General features: G+C 71.7%; 14 protein-coding genes. 1 reads left to right on the top strand and 13 read right to left on the bottom strand.

Features of this window, described 5'->3' with window-relative positions; genetic code table 11:
* Positions 1-4: 4 nt before the first annotated feature.
* The 5 genes from ACFS27_RS17275 to ACFS27_RS17255 form a co-directional block, all read right to left on the bottom strand.
* Positions 5-919: a ChbG/HpnK family deacetylase gene (locus ACFS27_RS17275; RefSeq protein WP_377185277.1), complete on the bottom strand. Its 915-nt coding sequence runs from the start codon at positions 917-919 to the stop codon at positions 5-7.
* Entirely contained in the window at positions 891-1,508 is a 618-nt protein-coding gene (locus ACFS27_RS17270) for a hypothetical protein (protein ID WP_377185275.1), read from the bottom strand. Before ACFS27_RS17270 ends, ACFS27_RS17275 begins: the two co-directional genes overlap by 29 nt.
* 347 nt (positions 1,509-1,855) lie before the next feature.
* On the bottom strand, positions 1,856-2,797 hold the full coding sequence (locus tag ACFS27_RS17265) for a hypothetical protein (protein ID WP_377185273.1): 942 nt from the start codon (positions 2,795-2,797) through the stop codon (positions 1,856-1,858).
* 177 nt (positions 2,798-2,974) lie between these two features.
* Positions 2,975-3,679: an FMN reductase gene (locus tag ACFS27_RS17260; RefSeq protein WP_377185271.1), complete on the bottom strand. Its 705-nt coding sequence runs from the start codon at positions 3,677-3,679 to the stop codon at positions 2,975-2,977.
* Positions 3,676-4,833 carry an LLM class flavin-dependent oxidoreductase gene (locus ACFS27_RS17255; protein ID WP_377185269.1) on the bottom strand — a complete coding sequence of 386 codons (1,158 nt, stop codon included), beginning with the start codon at positions 4,831-4,833 and terminating at the stop codon, positions 3,676-3,678. The genes ACFS27_RS17260 and ACFS27_RS17255 overlap by 4 nt, the downstream gene beginning before the upstream one ends.
* Before the next feature lie 337 nt (positions 4,834-5,170).
* Between ACFS27_RS17255 and ACFS27_RS17250 the strand changes: the two genes are divergently transcribed.
* Positions 5,171-5,515 carry an RNA polymerase-binding protein RbpA gene (locus ACFS27_RS17250; RefSeq protein WP_026365682.1) on the top strand — a complete coding sequence of 115 codons (345 nt, stop codon included), beginning with the start codon at positions 5,171-5,173 and terminating at the stop codon, positions 5,513-5,515.
* A gap of 147 nt (positions 5,516-5,662) precedes the next feature.
* Here ACFS27_RS17250 and lnt read toward each other — a convergent pair whose 3' ends face one another.
* From lnt to ACFS27_RS17210, 8 genes are all read right to left on the bottom strand, one after another.
* A complete protein-coding gene (gene lnt / locus ACFS27_RS17245; RefSeq protein WP_377185267.1) occupies positions 5,663-7,321 on the bottom strand; it encodes an apolipoprotein N-acyltransferase in 1,659 nt (552 codons plus the stop codon).
* A 96-nt stretch (positions 7,322-7,417) separates the two neighbouring features.
* Positions 7,418-9,229 (bottom strand): amidohydrolase, encoded by a 1,812-nt coding sequence (locus tag ACFS27_RS17240; RefSeq protein WP_377185265.1) that lies wholly within the window; start codon positions 9,227-9,229, stop codon positions 7,418-7,420.
* Between the two features lie 53 nt (positions 9,230-9,282).
* Positions 9,283-12,276, bottom strand: coding sequence for a DEAD/DEAH box helicase (locus ACFS27_RS17235; RefSeq protein ID WP_377185263.1), 2,994 nt, complete (start codon positions 12,274-12,276; stop codon positions 9,283-9,285).
* Between the two features lie 77 nt (positions 12,277-12,353).
* Entirely contained in the window at positions 12,354-13,094 is a 741-nt protein-coding gene (gene tatC, locus ACFS27_RS17230) for a twin-arginine translocase subunit TatC (RefSeq protein WP_377185261.1), read from the bottom strand.
* A 37-nt stretch (positions 13,095-13,131) separates the two neighbouring features.
* Positions 13,132-13,461 (bottom strand): Sec-independent protein translocase subunit TatA, encoded by a 330-nt coding sequence (gene tatA / locus ACFS27_RS17225; RefSeq protein WP_377185259.1) that lies wholly within the window; start codon positions 13,459-13,461, stop codon positions 13,132-13,134.
* Between the two features lie 186 nt (positions 13,462-13,647).
* Positions 13,648-13,980 carry a hypothetical protein gene (locus ACFS27_RS17220; RefSeq protein WP_377185257.1) on the bottom strand — a complete coding sequence of 111 codons (333 nt, stop codon included), beginning with the start codon at positions 13,978-13,980 and terminating at the stop codon, positions 13,648-13,650.
* A gap of 46 nt (positions 13,981-14,026) precedes the next feature.
* Entirely contained in the window at positions 14,027-15,019 is a 993-nt protein-coding gene (locus ACFS27_RS17215) for a helix-turn-helix transcriptional regulator (RefSeq protein ID WP_377185255.1), read from the bottom strand.
* Positions 15,012-16,121 carry a helix-turn-helix transcriptional regulator gene (locus ACFS27_RS17210; RefSeq protein ID WP_377185253.1) on the bottom strand — a complete coding sequence of 370 codons (1,110 nt, stop codon included), beginning with the start codon at positions 16,119-16,121 and terminating at the stop codon, positions 15,012-15,014. Before ACFS27_RS17210 ends, ACFS27_RS17215 begins: the two co-directional genes overlap by 8 nt.
* Between the last annotated feature and the right edge of the window lie 16 nt (positions 16,122-16,137).

Genomic DNA, 16,137 nt, shown 5'->3' with positions numbered 1-16,137 from the left:
CTACTCACCACCGGGCGACGAGGTCGATGCCCTGCCGCTCGATCTCACGGATGAAAACCGGGTCACCCAGCAGGCGCAGCTCCCACGTCCGCTTCCGCCACCAGCCCGCCGACAACGCCCGCAGCCGCGCCGTGTCCGGGGCCGGATGCAGAAAGACCTCGCTCGTACCCTCTGGCAGCCGCTCCAGCAGACGCAGGTAGTGGTCACGCAACGTCCCGTAGTCCCTGATCTCTGCGTCGCCGCCCCGGTGCGTCGCGATGACCCGCGGCAGGCGTACCCCCGCGGCGTCCGCCGCAGCCACGGCGCTCGCGTGCCGGGACCGGACGGCGGCGGTGGCCAGCACCGGGTCGTCATCGCCGTACAGCTCCAGGCCGCGCGGCAGCCGGAACGCCAGGCCCCGCCGCGCGCACACCGCGATCGCCTCCGCGAGGTAGGAGCGGCCTTCCAGCCCGTAGAGCGTGCCCGCGTGGGAGTCCAGGCGGTCCGGCGCGGGAGAGCCGACGACGGCGGTGGCCCTGTCCAGGGCGTCGACCTGAGCGGCGACCCGGTCGACGACGTCGTCGAAGCCGCCCTCCGGCGCGTGCGGCGGCAGCACCACGTGGACGCCGGGCGCGACGTCCGGGGCCGAGCGGGCGAAGAGCTCGACGGCGCGTGTGGCGCCAGGGTTCGCCGGCTCGTCGGGTGCCGGCTCGTCCGGGGACGGCTGGTCCTGCGTCGGCCCGTCCTGCATGCGCCCGTCCTGCGCGGCTGAGCGCTCTGCGAACCAGGGCTGCGGCTCCTGTTCGCGCCAGTGCACCGGATGCGCCGTGATCACGCCGACCGCCGTCAGCGGTGAGCCGGCGAGCAGTGCGGCGATCTCTCGGTCGGCATCGGGGTCGGTGCCGGCATCGTCAGCGGTGACCACGAGGCTGCGCGTCATGCGTCCAGTCTGGCGCAGGTGCCGCCTTTGCCTCCTGCTGTGGGTCGGGTCGGCCGATCTCGCTCGTGCCGAGGGCCTCCGCGGCCTTGCCGAGCTGGACCTCGAGCTCCCAGGGCGTGGTCACGCGCGGGATCGCAGCGGGGACGCAGGTCAGGGTCGCCGCGTGCAGGGTCAGGCTGGCCCCGAGGGTGTCCGCCCGCCACACGCCGGGTCCGACCACCTCGAACTCCCCCGCAGCGGTGCGATGCAGGACGACCACGTACTCCTGCCCCTCCTGCAGCACGGCCGACAGTCCCGCCCCCGGCGGTGACTCCGCCGACCCGACCTGGGTGACGGCAAGGCTCGCGTTCTTCGCCACCGCGCCGAGCAGCACCTTGCGCAGCTGGAGCTCGGTGCGGGTGAACGGCACCCGGTCGACGACGTCGACGTCCGCGTCGCCCGCCTGCACCACTGCGACGACGTCGGCGTCGGCGACCAGCTGCTCGACCGTGCCGTACTCCTCTGGCGCGGGGAAGTTGGCGGCGTCCGCGTCAGACGTGCAGCCGCTGAGGAGCCCGACCAGGCCGAGCACACCGAGCAACAACCTCACCCGCCGTCGCATTGACCGACCTGCCTCCCCTCGTCCCGGTCGCCCGGCGCCTCGATCGGCGCCTCTCCTGGAGAGAGCGACGGGCCGCAGCGCGTAGTGCATCGTTTAACGAACCCCATGCAACGCGCTCGTTCGTGCAACGAATGTTCCTCCGTTGCACAGAGTCAGGACAAGGGGTTACGAGGACGAACTGAGCCCCGTCCCGCAGACGATTTGCCACGATGTGAAAACCCGGCCGAACACGCGGGAAAAGTCCGGTGACCTGGCCCGAGGGGCCGGCCGTCACCGGGCTCGGTGGGAGCGTGCGTGGGAGTACCGCTTGGGAGTGCCGGGCGAAGCGGGTCCCGTCAGGCGGCGTGCGCCCTGCCGATCGCACGGACGAGACCCGACGTGGAGATCGAACCCTTGCGATAGCGCTCCACAGCAGCGACGAGCGCCTCTCCGACATCGCGCGGCACGCGCGAGGACCCGGCTACCGGATACCAGATCTCGCGCTCGAACACGCCGGTCCGCCGAGCGGGGCCCCGGTAGAGGCGTCCGGCGAGTGCGGGTGGCGGCGGGACCGCGACCGCTGCTGGAGACGCTGCGGGAGGTGCGGGTACCGGCGTCGGGAGCGATGATGCCGGGGCCTGCGTCGAAGCCGGGGGTGCCGGAACAGGTGGTGTCTGAACGGGTGGTGTCTGAACAGGTGGTGTCTGAACGGGCACCGCGTGTCCGGCCACGGCTTGTCCGGGCGGGCCCGGAACGGGCGGGAGAACGGGCGGAGCTGGCGCCGACGGCGCGGGAACAGGCGCGCGATCGGCAGACGGACCCTGCGGCGCGGGCCGGTCCGCGAGGCGCGACGCACGGTAGCGGGACCCGGGGTTCCAGCGCAGGGTGGGCACCGGCGGCTTCGCAGGCCGGACCCCACTGGTCTCGCGGCGCGGCGCGGGCGGGTCAAGGATCTCCGCGGTGTCCGTGTTGGACGCCACCGGGGACGCCGTCGGAGAGATCACAGAAGACACCACCGAAGACGCCACGGTGGACTCCGCCATGGACTCCGCCATGGACTCCGCCATGGACTCCGCCATGGACTCCGCCATGGACTCCGCCGCGGACACGGCGGGAACAGCAACCGCCGCGGCGCTCGCTGCCTGTTCGGCATGCGCCTTCCGCAGCGCCGCCACGATGCGGGCGACGCGGCCGGGATCGGTGTTCAAGCGGTGCGCGTGCGTTCCCTGCGTGTGTGTTTCCTGGGGGCTGTCTGCGCTCGAACCGTCCGAGACCTGGCTCTCCGTACCGTCCGCCATGACCGCTCCCTCACCATCGACCCGGCCACGACCAGCGGTGACCGCTGTCCCATATGTTCCCTGGCCTGACCTGGGCGTGCAAGCCCCGGCCGCGATGAGCGGCCGGGTGGCGTCATCTGTTCGTCGAGCGTCGTTCTCTCGGCTCGGGCCCTGCCCGACCGCGCGTCTCGTCGAGGCTCATTCGCCGCCGAGCATGTCCAGGAAGCTCGGGGTGCTCGAGAACGGGTCGGCCGGCTTGTTGTGCTCGCCCCGTGCGAACACGAGGCCGGCGAGGGAGCGGCCCGCGCGCTCGATGCGCTGCGGCAGGGAACTGCCGTCGCTGCCGCGACCGCTGGTGTCCGCCGCCTGTGCCCAGTCGTCCGTGGCGGCGAAGACCGAGGTCGTGACGACGTCGGCCCGCAGGTAGGTGAACAGAGGCCGCATCGAGTACTCGAGCGCGAGGGAGTGCCGCGGCGTGCCGCCGGTCGCGCCGAGCAGGACGGGCATGCCCGTGAGTGCTTCCTTGTCGAGGATGTCGACGAACGACTTGAACAGCCCCGAGTAGGTGGTCGTGAACAGCGGGGTGACGGCGATGACGGCGTCGGCCTGCGTGACCGTCTCGATGGCCCGGGCCAGGTCCCCCGTCGGGAACCCGGTGAGCATGGCGTCGACGATGGCGTGGCCGTGGTCGCGCAGCTCGATGACCTCGACGGTCACGTCGTGCCCCAGGGCCTCGAGCTCGCGCGCCGTGGCGCCGGACAGGCGGTCGGCGAGCAGCCGTGTGGACGACGGCTGGCCCAGCCCGGCGTGCACGACAGCGATGGTGCGCTGGTCGCGCTCCTCTGCGGTCTCGGCTGTCGCGCTCTGGGCTGTCGCGGTCCCGGTCGTGGTCGTCTCGGTCATGACAGCAGCTCCTCTGCCCGCTTTCCGGTGTACTCGTCCCCGCCGTCGCCGACGTGCGTGGCGCCTGCCTTGCCCTCTGCCTGCGCGGCGGCGACGCGTTCGGCATGGGTGGGCGGAGCCGCCGGCACGCCCTCGGGGCGCTTGGCGTCGGCGATCTTGCGCAGCTCCGGCACGACGTCGGAGGCGAGCAGGTCGATCTGCTCGAGGACCGTCTTGAGCGGAAGACCCGCGTGGTCCATGAGGAACAGCTGACGCTGGTAGTAGCCGACGTCGTCGATGAAGGACCCGTAGCGGTCGATGACCTGCTGCGGCGAGCCGACCGTGAGCGGCGTGTCGCGCGTGAAGTCCTCCATGCTGGGGCCGTGGCCGTAGACGGGCGCGTTGTCGAAGTAGGGACGGAACTCGTCCCAGGCGTCCTGGCTGTTCTTGCGCATGAACGCCTGACCGCCGAGGCCCACGATCGCCTGGTCGGCGCGGCCGTGGCCGTAGTGCTCGAACCGCTGGCGGTAGAACTGCACCATCTGCTTGGTGTGGGTCATGGGCCAGAAGATGTTGTTGTGCAGGAACCCGTCACCGTAGTAGGCGGCCTGCTCGGCGATCTCTGGGCTACGGATCGAGCCGTGCCACACGAACGGCGGCACACCGTCCAGCGGGCGGGGGGTCGAGGTGAAGCCCTGGAGCGGGGTGCGGAACTTGCCCTCCCAGTCCACGACGTCCTCGGTCCAGAGCCGGCGCACGAGGGCGTAGTTCTCGATGGCGAGCGGGATGCCCTGGCGGATGTCCTGCCCGAACCAGGGGTAGACCGGGCCGGTGTTGCCGCGGCCCATCATGAGGTCCATGCGGCCGTCCGAGATGACCTGGAGCATCGCGTACTCCTCGGCGATGCGGACCGGGTCGTTGGTCGTGATCAGCGTCGTCGCCGTCGACAGGGTGATGTTCTTGGTGACGCCGGCCAGGTAGCCGAGCATCGTCGTCGGGCTGGAGGCCACGAACGGCGGGTTGTGGTGCTCGCCGGTGGCGAAGACGTCGAGGCCCGCCTCGTCCGCATGCTTCGCGATGGTGAGCATCGCCCGGACACGTTCCGTGTCGTCCGGGGTGTGCCCCGTCGTCGGGTCCGTCGTCACGTCGCTGACACTGAAGATCCCGAACTGCATGATGCCGCGCTCCCCTGATAGTGGTGCTGATGATGCTCTGTACCGAGCAGTCCATGCAGATGCATGCACGTCCGCCACAACCTGCTGCTAGTCTCGATTGTTCCCACCTGGCATTGTTCCTACCTGGTCCGTTCCCACCAGCCGCGACGCACGTGAGATCGCGCACATACGCGCCCATTTTGCCCGGAGTGCGCTTGCGCGCGCACATCCGACGCGTAGCCTGATTAGACGGCTGGAAAGATGACGGCCGGAACGGCTGGAACATCACAGAGGGTCCCCGCGTTGGCACTACGGACCTTTTTCCGCCACCTATCCCGACAACCCTCTGGAGGACATCGTGCCCGACCGGTCCCTGCGCGGTATGAGCATCGGTAGTAAGAGCATGGAGTCCGACGAGGGCGTGGACTTCGCCCCTCGGTTCCAGGCCTACTACGACTGCCCCAACGGCCACACCATCATCCTGCCCTTCGCCACCGACGCGGACGTCCCCCCGATCTGGGAATGCCGCTGCGGCGAGGAGGCACTCCTGCGCGACGCCGAGAAGCCGGAACCCAAGGCGACGAAGCCACAGCGCACCCACTGGGACATGCTGCTGGAGCGCCGCACGGTCAAGGAGCTCGAGGACCTGCTCGACGAGCGCCTCGAACTCCTCCGCGCCGGCAAGCTCCGCCGCTCCGCCTGACAGTCCCCCAGCCGGCCGTCCACGCGACCGCCGACCGCGACTGACAGCAAGAAGACCGTCGGGTCCTGGCCTCATGGCCAGGACCCGACGGTCTTCTGCTCTGCCGACGGGCACGGACCCGACCCCGTCCGACCCGCTCAACCCGCGCTAGCCCGCACTGCCGCGAGCCCGCCGACGCGCACCCAGACCGCCCACGACGCCCGCCAGCACCAGCGCCACCGCGAGACCACCGACCACCCAGCCCGGCCAGTACCCCGCAGCCACCGCCGGCGTGATCGACGACCGCAACGGCAGGTTCGCCACGAACACGTCGTCCGTGAACAACCCGGTCCGCCGCACCACGGTGCCGTCCGGCGTGATCACCCCCGACACACCCACCGTCGAGATCTGCACCGTCGCCCGCCCCGTCGTGATCGCCTGCATCCGCGACATCGCCAGCTGCTGCGTCGACTCCGCCGTGAACCCGAACGACGCGTTGTTCGTCGGGACCACCAGCACCTGCGCCCCCTCGAGAACCGCATCCCGGATGATCTCGTCGTACGCCACCTCGAAACAGATGACCGTGCCCATCCGGTAGTCGCCCTGCCCCAGCCTGCTCGGCACATCCACCACCGGCGGATTGACCCCCGCGATCATGTCCGTCCTCACCCGGTCCACCTGGTCGGAGAACAGCCGAAGGACCGACCGCATCGGGATGTACTCACCGAACGGCGCCGGATGCTGCTTCGCATACCGCCCGACCACCCCGCTGCCCGCCTGCCACAACAGCGACACGTTGTACCGGCCACCCGACTCCGGGAACTCCTGCGCCCCCACCAGGATCGGCGCCTGGACCGCCGCGGCCGCCGCATCAAGACCCCGCGCCACATCCGGCGTCGTCTGCGGATCCAGGTCACTACCGTTCTCCGGCCACAGCACCACGTCCAGCTCGCCCGCGTAGTCCTCGGCCAGCGTGTACGTACCCTCCAGGTGGTTGTTCAGCACCTCCGCCCGGTTCGCGAACGCCCCAAGACCCGGCTCCCCCACATTGCCCTGCACCGCACCCACCCACAGCTCACCGTCCTGCGCCAGATCACTCCCGGCGTCATACACCTCGTCACCCTCAGGCGTCTCGACAGGACCGGCGCTCGCGGACGTCGGCAGCGGCAGCACGAGCGGCCCGACGGCGACCGCGGCACCCAGCGCGAGGGCCCCGACGGCGCGGCCCACTGCGCGGCCCACGTCGCGTGCCGCGGTGCCGCGCCGGGCCGCACGGACCAGGCTCGCGACCGCCAGGGCGAGCAGCACGCCGGCGAACGCGACGAGCAGGCTCACCGCGACGGTGCCGCCCAACCAGGCGGCGCGCCCGGTCGGGGTGCCTGCCATCGACCACGCGAGGCGGCCCCATGGAAACCCGCCGAAGGGGATCTCGGAGCGCCACTGCTCCACGGCGACGAAGAGGACGGAGAACGCGGCGGCGAGCCGCCAGCCGCGCCGGCGCAGGAACCTCGCCCGACGCACCCAGGTCCACAGCGCGCCGAACGCGGCGAGGAACAGGGCCTCGACGGTCGACACGGCGATCCAGGGCGCGGTCTCGGTGGACTCGTGCGCCCACCACAGGTGGGGCAGGAAGAACGCGAGCCCGAACAGGAGGCCCATCAGGAAGTTCCACCAGGCGCTGTCCCTGCCGAGCGACCAGTACAGGACGGCCACGGCGACGAATGCTGCGGGCCACACCCCGGCGTCCGGGAACGCGGTCCAGAGGACGAGGCCACCGGTCACCGCGAGGAACAAGGACAGCAGCCGAGACGGCTCAGGCAGACGCACGCTCGCAGCCTACCCGCGGCGATCTCCCGGTCGTGAGCACGATCGGTGCGACGATCAGCCCGTCTCGGGCGCAACCGTCACGCTCACGACAAGGGGTCAGAAGGTGTCGTGGAGGACGACGCCGTCGCGGAGGGTGTGCAGGCACTCGGGCTCGACGGCGTCTGGAGAGAGGTCCGGGAGCAGCGGGGTACCCGCGCGGGCTTCCTCGCTCCAGGAGCTGAGGCGGCCGGGGGCGGCCTGCACACCGAGCTGCTCGGCCCGCCAGACGGCGAGGTGGGCCGGCGCACCGACCCGGAGCTGCCCGGCCCCGGTGTGGTCCAGCCCGGCGAGGCGCCAGCCGCCGCGGGTGTGGGCGCGGAACGCTGCGCCGGCGGAGATCCGCTGGTCGGGGTCCTCGTGGCTGGTGGCCGCGCGGACCCCTTGCCAGGGGTCCACCGGCGTGACGGGGGTGTCGGAGCCGAACGCGAGGGGTACGCCGGCCTGGGCGAGGTCGGCGAACGGCATGAGGGAACCGGCGCGCATGGCCCCGAGGCGGGAGGCGTACACGCCCTTGCTGCCGCCGAAGGCCGAGTCGAACGCCGGCTGGACCGACAGGCCGACGCCCTGGACCAGCAGCGCGGCGAGGGTGGCCGCGTCGACGAACAGGCCGTGCTCGATGCGGTGGTGCCCGGCGCGCACGGCGCTCTCGCTGGTCAGCTGGGCGGCCATCTGGAGCCCGAGCACCATGGTGTCCATGGCACGGTCCCCGATGACGTGGAATGCGGCCTGCGTACCGCCGGCCTGTCCGCGTGCGCCCTGGACCGCGGCCAGGTGGTGGGCGATCTGCTCGGCCGACAGGTACAGGTTGCCGGTCCAGGGCGTGCCGTCGGGGTTGGTCAGCGCTCCGGTGAAGGTGCCGGCCGACGGGTCGACGGGCAGGTCGGCGTACGGGCTGCGCAGGGCGGCGGTGCGTGAGCCGATCGAGCCGTCGACGTTGAGGTCCCCGCCGATGCCCGTCAGGAACGGCAGCTCGGCGAGCAGCGCGCGGGCGTCGTCGGTGGTCCGGCAGAGCTCGCCGCGGTAGGCGGCCAGGTGCGGCAGGGCGGGCACGCCGTCGTCGGACAGGGCCTGAGCGGTCATGGAGTCGACGGTCATGGCGTGGAGCTCGGCCAGGCCCGCGCGGCTGTCGAGGTGCTCGCCGCTCATCTCGTGCACGGACACGACGCCGCGGGCGGCCCAGGCTGCGAGGGTCTCGCGGTAGAGGCGGGTGCGGCGTTCGGGCGAGAGCGCGTGGGCGACGTCGCGCACGGTGTGGTGCAGGGCGGCGGTGACCAGCCCGGTGTCGGCGGGGGCGTCGGACCAGCCAGAGCCGGACATGCCCATGCCGGTCCAGGCGGGGTCGCGTTCGATCCCTGCGCGGGCGGCCATCGACGTGGAGACGACGGCCGAGTGCACGTCGACGCGGGCCGCGTACACGGGCCTGCCGCCGCACGCGTCGTCGAGCTCCTGCCGGGTGAAGGTGCGCTGCTCGGGCCAGGCCTGCTCGTCCCAGCCGAATGCGAGCAGCACCTGGTCGCCGGACGGGTCGGCGGCGGCGAGCCGCTGGGCGCCCTGGTGCAGGGCGCCCAGCGCGTCGGCGAGGGAGTGCACTCCCCCGGTGGACGTGAGGTCCACGGCGTCGCTCGCGAGGCCGGTCTCCAGGACGTGGGCGTGCGCGTCGACGAATCCGGGGGTCACCAGCGCGCCGTCCAGGTCGATGACCCGGTCGGCGCGCGCGGCGAGCCCTGCCGCGGTGTCGTTGGCGCCCAGCCACGCGACGACGCCGTCGTCGACGAGGATCGCCTCGGCGAAGGGGTCGGCCGAGGAGTGGATGACCCCGTTGCGGTACAGGATCGATCGAGCGGTGCTGGATCGGGCGGGCTGGCTCACGATGGGAACTGTATGCGATCCCCCGGCCGGGTGCCGATATCAGCGGGTATCGGTCACAGGCTGGAGTACGCCACCACTCCTCGCAGCACCGCGTCCTGGGCCTTGCGGGCGGTCGTGCGCAGCTTGTCCGACGGCGCCGCGCCACCGAGCTGGTCCAGGACGTCGATGACCTGCTTGCACCAGCGCACGAAGTCTCCGGCGGCGAGGTCGGAGCCGCGCAGCACGCTGTCCAGGCCCTTGCCGGACGCCCAGCGGTACATCGCGCCGACCAGGCCGAGGTCGAGCGGTCCGGTGGCTTCGATGCCGTGCGCCTCCTCGAGGTCGTCGACCTCTGACCACACGCGCTGGGTGTCGTCCAGCACGCCGGCGAGGCGCCCGGTGGGCCCGCCGGGGATGTAGGGGTCGGGGGCGTCGTCGCGGCGGGACTGGTAGACGACGGTGGAGACGACGGCGGCCAGGCCGGCCGGGTCGAGCCCGTCCCAGACGCCGCGGCGCAGGCATTCGGCGAGCAGGAGGTCGTTCTCGGCGTACAGGCGGCGCAGCCACCGGCCGTCGTCGGTCACCCGGATCCTGCCCGGTCCCTTGGCGACGCTCCCCCGCCCTGCGCCCGCCCGCCCCGGTACGGTCCCGTCGGCGCCGTCCGGACCGGTGCGCTGCAGGTAGCCGAGGGTGAGCAGCACGTCGAGCGTGCGGTCGAAGGTGCGGGCGATGGAGCCGGTGCGGCCCTCGACGCGGCGCACGAGCTGGTCGTGCTCCCGCTTGAGCTTGTTCCAGCGTTCGGCCCAGCGGGCGTGGTCGTCGCGCTCGGGGCAGGCGTGGCACGGGTGGGCCTTGAGGGCCTTGCGCAGGCGGGCGAGCTCTGCGTCGGTCGAGGCGTCCGACCGGCGCCCGGGCAGGGCCTTGCCGCCGCGTGCGGCGGCCCCGGCGCGGCGGCCTGCCGGGCTGGTGGTCGAGTGGGCTGCGGGGACGTCGTCGGCCAGCGCGCCGAGCGCGTTGCGCATGGAGGAGACGAGGTCGCGGCGGGCGTCGGGCTTGCGGGGGTTGAACGCCTTGGGGATCTTGACGGTGGTGACGGTCTCCAGGCCTGCGGGGGCGTCGGCGAGGGTCAGCTTCTTGACCTGGCGTTCCTGGGTCAGGACGGTGGGGCGGGGCCCGTCGAACCCGCCGGGCTCGCCGGGGTCGAGCACGAGGACGTACCCGCGCCGTCGTCCGGTGGGTACCTCGACGACGTCGCCGCGGCGTAGCTGTTCCAGGGAGGCGACGATCTCGGCCCGCTGGGCGCCGGACGCCGCACGGGACAGCTCCTTCTCGCGGTCCTTGATGGCGTGGCGCAGGTCCATGTAAGCGCCGAAGTCGCCTTCGGTGCACGACATGGCCTTGGCGTACCCGTCGAGGGCCTCGGCGTGCGCCTGGGCCTGCTTGGCGAGGCCTACGACGCCGCGGTCGGCCTGGAACTGCGCGAACGAGGTCTCCAGGACCTCGCGGGCGCGGTCGCGGCCGACCTGGGCGACGAGGTTGACGGCCATGTTGTACGTGGGGCGGAAGCTGGACTTGAGCGGGTACAGGCGCTTGGACGCGAGGCCGGCGAGGGCGACCGGGTCGAGGGCGGGGTGGTCGACGACGACGGCGTGGCCCTCGATGTCGATGCCGCGGCGGCCGGCCCGGCCGGTGAGCTGGGTGAACTCGCCAGGGGTGACGGGCACGTGGCTGGTGCCGTCCCACTTGACGAGCTTGTCCAGGACGACGGACCGGGCGGGCATGTTGATGCCGAGCGCGAGGGTCTCGGTGGCGAACACGACCTTGACCAGACCGCGGGAGAAGAGGTCCTCGACGGTCTCCTTGAACACGGGGAGCATGCCGGCGTGGTGGGCGGCGACGCCGCGGGCCAGGGCCTGCGACCAGGACCAGTAGCCGAGCACGTCGAGGTCTTCCGGCGGGATCGCGGCGGTGCGCTCCTCCACGACGGACCGGATGGTCGCTTCCTCCTGCGGGGTGGTCAGCCGCAGCCCTGCCTTGAGGCACTGGTCGACGGAGGCCTCGCAGCCGGCGCGGGAGAAGACGAAGTAGATGGCGGGCAGCAGGGCGTCCGCGTTGAGGGCGTCGACGACGATGAACCGTGGTGGGGTGCGCCGGCTGGGGCCGATGCCGCCCTCGTTGTCGCCGGTGCGCCGCCCGCCGGCGCCGCGGTACCCGCGGTCGCCGCGCCCTCGGCCGCGCCGTCCGCCGGACCCGCCGCGGTAGTCGCCGGGGCGGTTGCCGCCACGCCCGGACCGGAAGGCGGCGGACAGGTCGGGGTTGATGGGCGGGCTGGTGCCGGGGTCGGTCGGGTCGACGTGCCCGGCGTACAGGTCCAGGAGGCGCGGTGTGCCGCGCGGCTCGGGGGAGGACATGAGGACGTGCTGCCACAGGGGTACGGGCCGGCGCTCGGAGACGACGACGGCGGTGTCGCCGCGCACCATCTCGAGCCAGTCGCCGAACTCCTCCGCGTTGGACACGGTCGCGCTCAGCGAGACGAGCTGCACGTCGTCGGAGAGGTGGATGATGACCTCTTCCCAGACGGGGCCGCGGAACCGGTCGGCGAGGTAGTGCACCTCGTCCATGACGACGTAGGCGAGGCCGTCGAGGGTCGTGGAGCCTGCGTAGAGCATGTTGCGCAGCACCTCGGTGGTCATGACCACCACCGGTGCTTCGCCGTTGATCGTGGTGTCGCCGGTGAGGAGGCCGACGTTGTCGGGTCCGTGCCTGCGCACGAGGTCGGCGTACTTCTGGTTGGACAGGGCCTTGATGGGCGTGGTGTAGAACGCCTTGCGGCCGGAGGCGAGGGCCAGGTGGACGGCGAACTCACCCACGACGGTCTTGCCGGCTCCTGTGGGTGCCGCGACGAGCACGGCGCGTCCCTGCTCCAGGGCCTCGCAGGCCTGCACCTGGAAGTCGTCGAGCTGGAACCCGACGACCTCACGGAAGCGGGTCAGTTCGGGGTGCTCGGCCGCTGAACGGCTCTGTGACCGGAAGGCCGTGTACCGCTCGGCGGGGCTCAGGTCGCTCATGGGCACAGCCTACGGTCCGAGTCCGACAGTCCGGGTCCGACAGCCCGGGCGCGACAGGGCCGCGCCCGGGCTGTCGGTCAGACCTCGACCTCGGCGAGCCGCTTCTCGACGCGCTTGTCGTGCAGTATCGAGACGCCGACGGCCCCGAAGTACAGGACGCAGATCGGCAGCGCGACGAGGATCATCGTGAGCGCGTCCGGTGTCGGTGTCATGATCGCGGCGAACGTGAACGCGACCAGGATGGCCCACCGCCAGCCGGCGAGCAGCGCCTTGGCGGACATCAGGCCCGCGAAGTTGAGGCCCACCAGCAGCACCGGGGACACGAACGCGAGACCGAAGGCGAGCAGGAGCCGCATCACCAGGCTCAGGTACATCTGGGCGTCGGTGAAGTTGGTGGCGTCGTCGGGCAGGAACCCCGTCAGGATGCCGACGGCGTGCGGGATGACGACCCATGCCATGTAGGCGCCGCCGACGAACAACGGCACCGAGGCGCCGACGAACCCGTACGCGTAGTGCTTCTCCCGCTTGTTGAGCCCTGGTGTAATGAACGCCCACACCTGGTAAAGCCACCACGGGCAGGACACGAACACGGCCAGGAACAGCGACGCCTTGACCTTCAGGTCCAGCGCCGATGCCGGTCCGGTGAAGTTCAGGGTCACGTCGTTGCCCGTGGCCTCCGCCGCGGACTCCAGGGGTTGCTGGAGCGCGACGAGCAGGGGCTCGTACAGGATCCAGCCGAGGATGGCCCCCAGCAGGAGCCCTGCCGCGATGAGGACGAACCGCTTACGTAGCTCGAGAAGGTGCTCGAGCAGAGGCATGCGGCCGTCGGTCGGCCGCCTCGTTCGTGCCACCGGTTCAGGCCTTGGGGATGTCGCGGTCCCTGTTGTTGATCAGGCCAGGTACCGAGTCCGTCCCCGTGCTCGTACCAGCGCCCGTCGTCGAGCCGGTGGTGGACGTGGTCGAACCGCCCGGCGCGTTGTCGGCGGGCCGGTTGTCGCGTCCGTCCCGGCCGGCGGTGCCGTCGGCGTTGTCGGAACCGTCTTCGCGCAGGTCCTTGATCTCCTTCTTGAAGATCTTCATCGACTGCCCGATGCTCTTGGCCAGCCCCGGCAGGCGGGTGGACCCGAAGAGCAGCAGGACGACGACGAGCAGGACGATCCAGTGCCACGGCTGCATTGCGCCCATGGTGACTCCTTACGGTGCGGTGCTAGTACGCGGTGGTGATGCGGATATGACCGATCCTACGCGGAACGACCGGGCACAAAGGTAGCCCCCCGGTGGACGGAAGGTGGCGGCGGTCCAGAACGCACGCGACAACCGCGCGGAACCGGGCCTGCGAGGCCGGTTTCCGTACGATCAGGTCCGTGGCCGTCAGTCGTTGAAGTGCTTCCACTTCTGCCACGTCACCACGTGCCTCGCCCGGCGCGCGTCCTTGCGCATGCCGCGGGCGGACCGTTGCGCGTTGACGCGCTGGTAGTGGATGGTCACGTCGTCGAACAGGCTCGGTCCGGCGTGCTGCGAGGTCGCCGCCTCGCGTGCACGGTCGGACAGCTCCTGGAGCCGGTCGCTCGCCTCGCCGATGCGGCGCGACGCCCGGCCCAGCTCATCCATCAGGCCCATTGCCGACCGCCAGAGATAGCGGGCCAGAAAGAACGCTCCGACGAGGCTGCCCACGATCAGCAGGGTCCACACCCAGAACCACATGGTCGCCAAGCCTAGTGCCGATTTGCCGATGTGGCTGCGTCCGGGGTCATCGGACCGGCTTCGGGCCCGCGTCGTAGAGGGCCAGCGCGTCACTGGCGGCGCCGGCTACGTCGTCGGCCAGGCTCTTCGGGGACACCGACCGCACGTACGGCGCGAGCTGGATCAGGGTGCTGCGCAGCCAGCCGGGGTTGGTGACGCGCAACGTGACCTCGAAGTCGCCGTCGGGCAGGTTGCGCACCGACTCGACCGGGACCTCCTCGGCGAACCACCGCGCCCGCGGCGCGAACCGGATGGTCGCCAGCGGGGCCGACCCCCCGGCGAACAGGGCGGCGAAATCTATCTCGGCCGCCGGCTCCCCCGACCCCGGGTGGCTCTGGACGGGCACGTCCGTCTCGGTGGCCTCCAGGATGCGGTCCACACGGAACGTGCGCGGCGCGGCCGCCCGGTAGCACCACGCGGCGAGGTAGGCGAACTCGTCCTGCGTGTGCAGCCGCACCGGGTCGACCTCCCGTTCGCTGACGACGTCCGACGACGTCACGTACCGGATCCGGAGCCGGTGGCCGGCCGTCAGCGCCGACGTGATCGCCGCGACGACCTGCCGGTCGCCACCCGGAGCGAGCCGCACGTCCACCGCGTTCGCGGCCTCTCCGGTCGCGTCGGTGAGCTTGCGCAGCGCGGACTGGACGACGGCCGACCTGGCCGGGTCCGCCTGGACGGCACCGGTGGCCTTCATGGCGCGCAGGGCCGCGACGAGCGCGACCGCCTCCCGGGTACCGAGCCGCAGCGGCCGGGTCATGCCACGCGCTTCGGTCAGGTGCACGACCCCGCGGTCGATGGACGCGGCATCGAAGTCGATCAGGTCGTCCGGCCAGTACCCGGGGGTGCCGGACACCCAGAGCGCATCGACGTCCTTCTGGATCTGGGCGGGCGTCGTCCCGAACCTCCTGGCGAGGTCAGCCACCGACACGGGCCCGGCACCGTCCAGGTAGGCGACGATGCCCAGCAGCCGCAAGAGCCGGTCGTCAGCGCGCTCAGCCACGGGGCACCTCCCCCTCCACGTTCTTCGCCACCGGCGCACCACCCAGCGCCGCCGCGGCGACCAGCCGACGCAGCGTCTCCTCCCGGAGGGCCTCCGGCTCCAGCACGACCAGCGCCGCCCCGTACCCTGCCGCCTCGGACGCCATGCCACTCATCGACCGGTACGGCACCTCAAGGATGTCCCAGCCCTCCCGGTCACCCGCCGAGGCTCCCGCAGGGTCGGGCAGGCGCTCGCTGTAGGTCTCGCGGTCGCCGTCGGCCACCGGCTTGGCCCGGGCACGCAGGGCACCGGCACGTTCGGGCCGCACGGCGACCACTGCCTGCCTGATCTCGCCGTGCGCCTTGCCCAGCATGACGTCGGTCTCGAAGTCGGGGATCTCGTAGGCGCCGGCCGGGCCCGTCACCCGCACGCGTGACTCGATGCGCGACATGCGGAACACGCGAGGGGCCTGCCGGTCCCGGTCGAAGCACATCAGGTACCAGCCGCCGTCACGGGCCGCGATGCGCCACGGCTCGACGTGCCGGATCAGCACGGCCCCGTTGTACGCCGCCCGGTAGCTGAAGGTGACCGCCCGGCGCGCCTCGATCGCCTCCATCAGGGGCCCGTAGGCGTCCCCGACGGCCCGCACGGACGGCGCGAGCCCCGCCAGCGCATCCGCCGACGGATCGCCCGCACCGGCAGCACGGAGCTTGACCATGGCTCGGTTGATGTCGGTCTGCAAGGTCTTGTCCTGCCAGAACTGCGCGGCCAGCGACAGCACGCCGAGCTCGGCCGGGGTCAGGTCGATCGACGGCAGCGCGTAGGCGTCCTGGTCGATCCGGTACCCGAGCTCGTCGGTGTGCCCACCCGTCCCGACCGTCACCACCGGGATACCCAGGGCACGCAACATGTCCTTGTCCCGCTCGAACATCCGCTCGAACGCCTCGTCACTTGGCGCGTCCGCATACCCCGCCACAGCGGTGCGGACCTGCTGCTTGGTCATCGCCGCGTTCGTGTTCACGAGCGCGATGACAAGGTTCAGCAGCCGCTCGGCCGGATTCAGGCCGGGCGACGACGAGGACTGCGCTGAGGGCGACGGAGTCGGAGACGGATCGATGGGCATCAGGACAACGGTAGCG

This window comes from Promicromonospora vindobonensis (assembly GCF_042685865.1).
GTDB lineage: Bacteria > Actinomycetota > Actinomycetes > Actinomycetales > Cellulomonadaceae > Promicromonospora > Promicromonospora vindobonensis.
The sequence above is the reverse complement of the archived record's forward strand: the minus strand, read 5'-3'. Positions and strand labels throughout refer to the sequence as shown.

Bases quoted from the DNA above. Each gene is read 5' to 3' on its own strand.
- ACFS27_RS17275 (WP_377185277.1), bottom strand. From the start codon at position 919: ATGACGCGCAGCCTCGTGGTCACCGCTGACGATGCCGGCACCGACCCC.
- ACFS27_RS17265 (WP_377185273.1), bottom strand. From the start codon at position 2,797: ATGGCGGACGGTACGGAGAGCCAGGTCTCGGACGGTTCGAGCGCAGAC.
- ACFS27_RS17260 (WP_377185271.1), bottom strand. From the start codon at position 3,679: ATGACCGAGACGACCACGACCGGGACCGCGACAGCCCAGAGCGCGACA.
- ACFS27_RS17255 (WP_377185269.1), bottom strand. From the start codon at position 4,833: ATGCAGTTCGGGATCTTCAGTGTCAGCGACGTGACGACGGACCCGACG.
- ACFS27_RS17235 (WP_377185263.1), bottom strand. From the start codon at position 12,276: ATGAGCGACCTGAGCCCCGCCGAGCGGTACACGGCCTTCCGGTCACAG.
- tatC (WP_377185261.1), bottom strand. From the start codon at position 13,094: ATGCCTCTGCTCGAGCACCTTCTCGAGCTACGTAAGCGGTTCGTCCTC.
- tatA (WP_377185259.1), bottom strand. From the start codon at position 13,461: ATGGGCGCAATGCAGCCGTGGCACTGGATCGTCCTGCTCGTCGTCGTC.
- ACFS27_RS17220 (WP_377185257.1), bottom strand. From the start codon at position 13,980: ATGTGGTTCTGGGTGTGGACCCTGCTGATCGTGGGCAGCCTCGTCGGA.
- ACFS27_RS17210 (WP_377185253.1), bottom strand. From the start codon at position 16,121: ATGCCCATCGATCCGTCTCCGACTCCGTCGCCCTCAGCGCAGTCCTCG.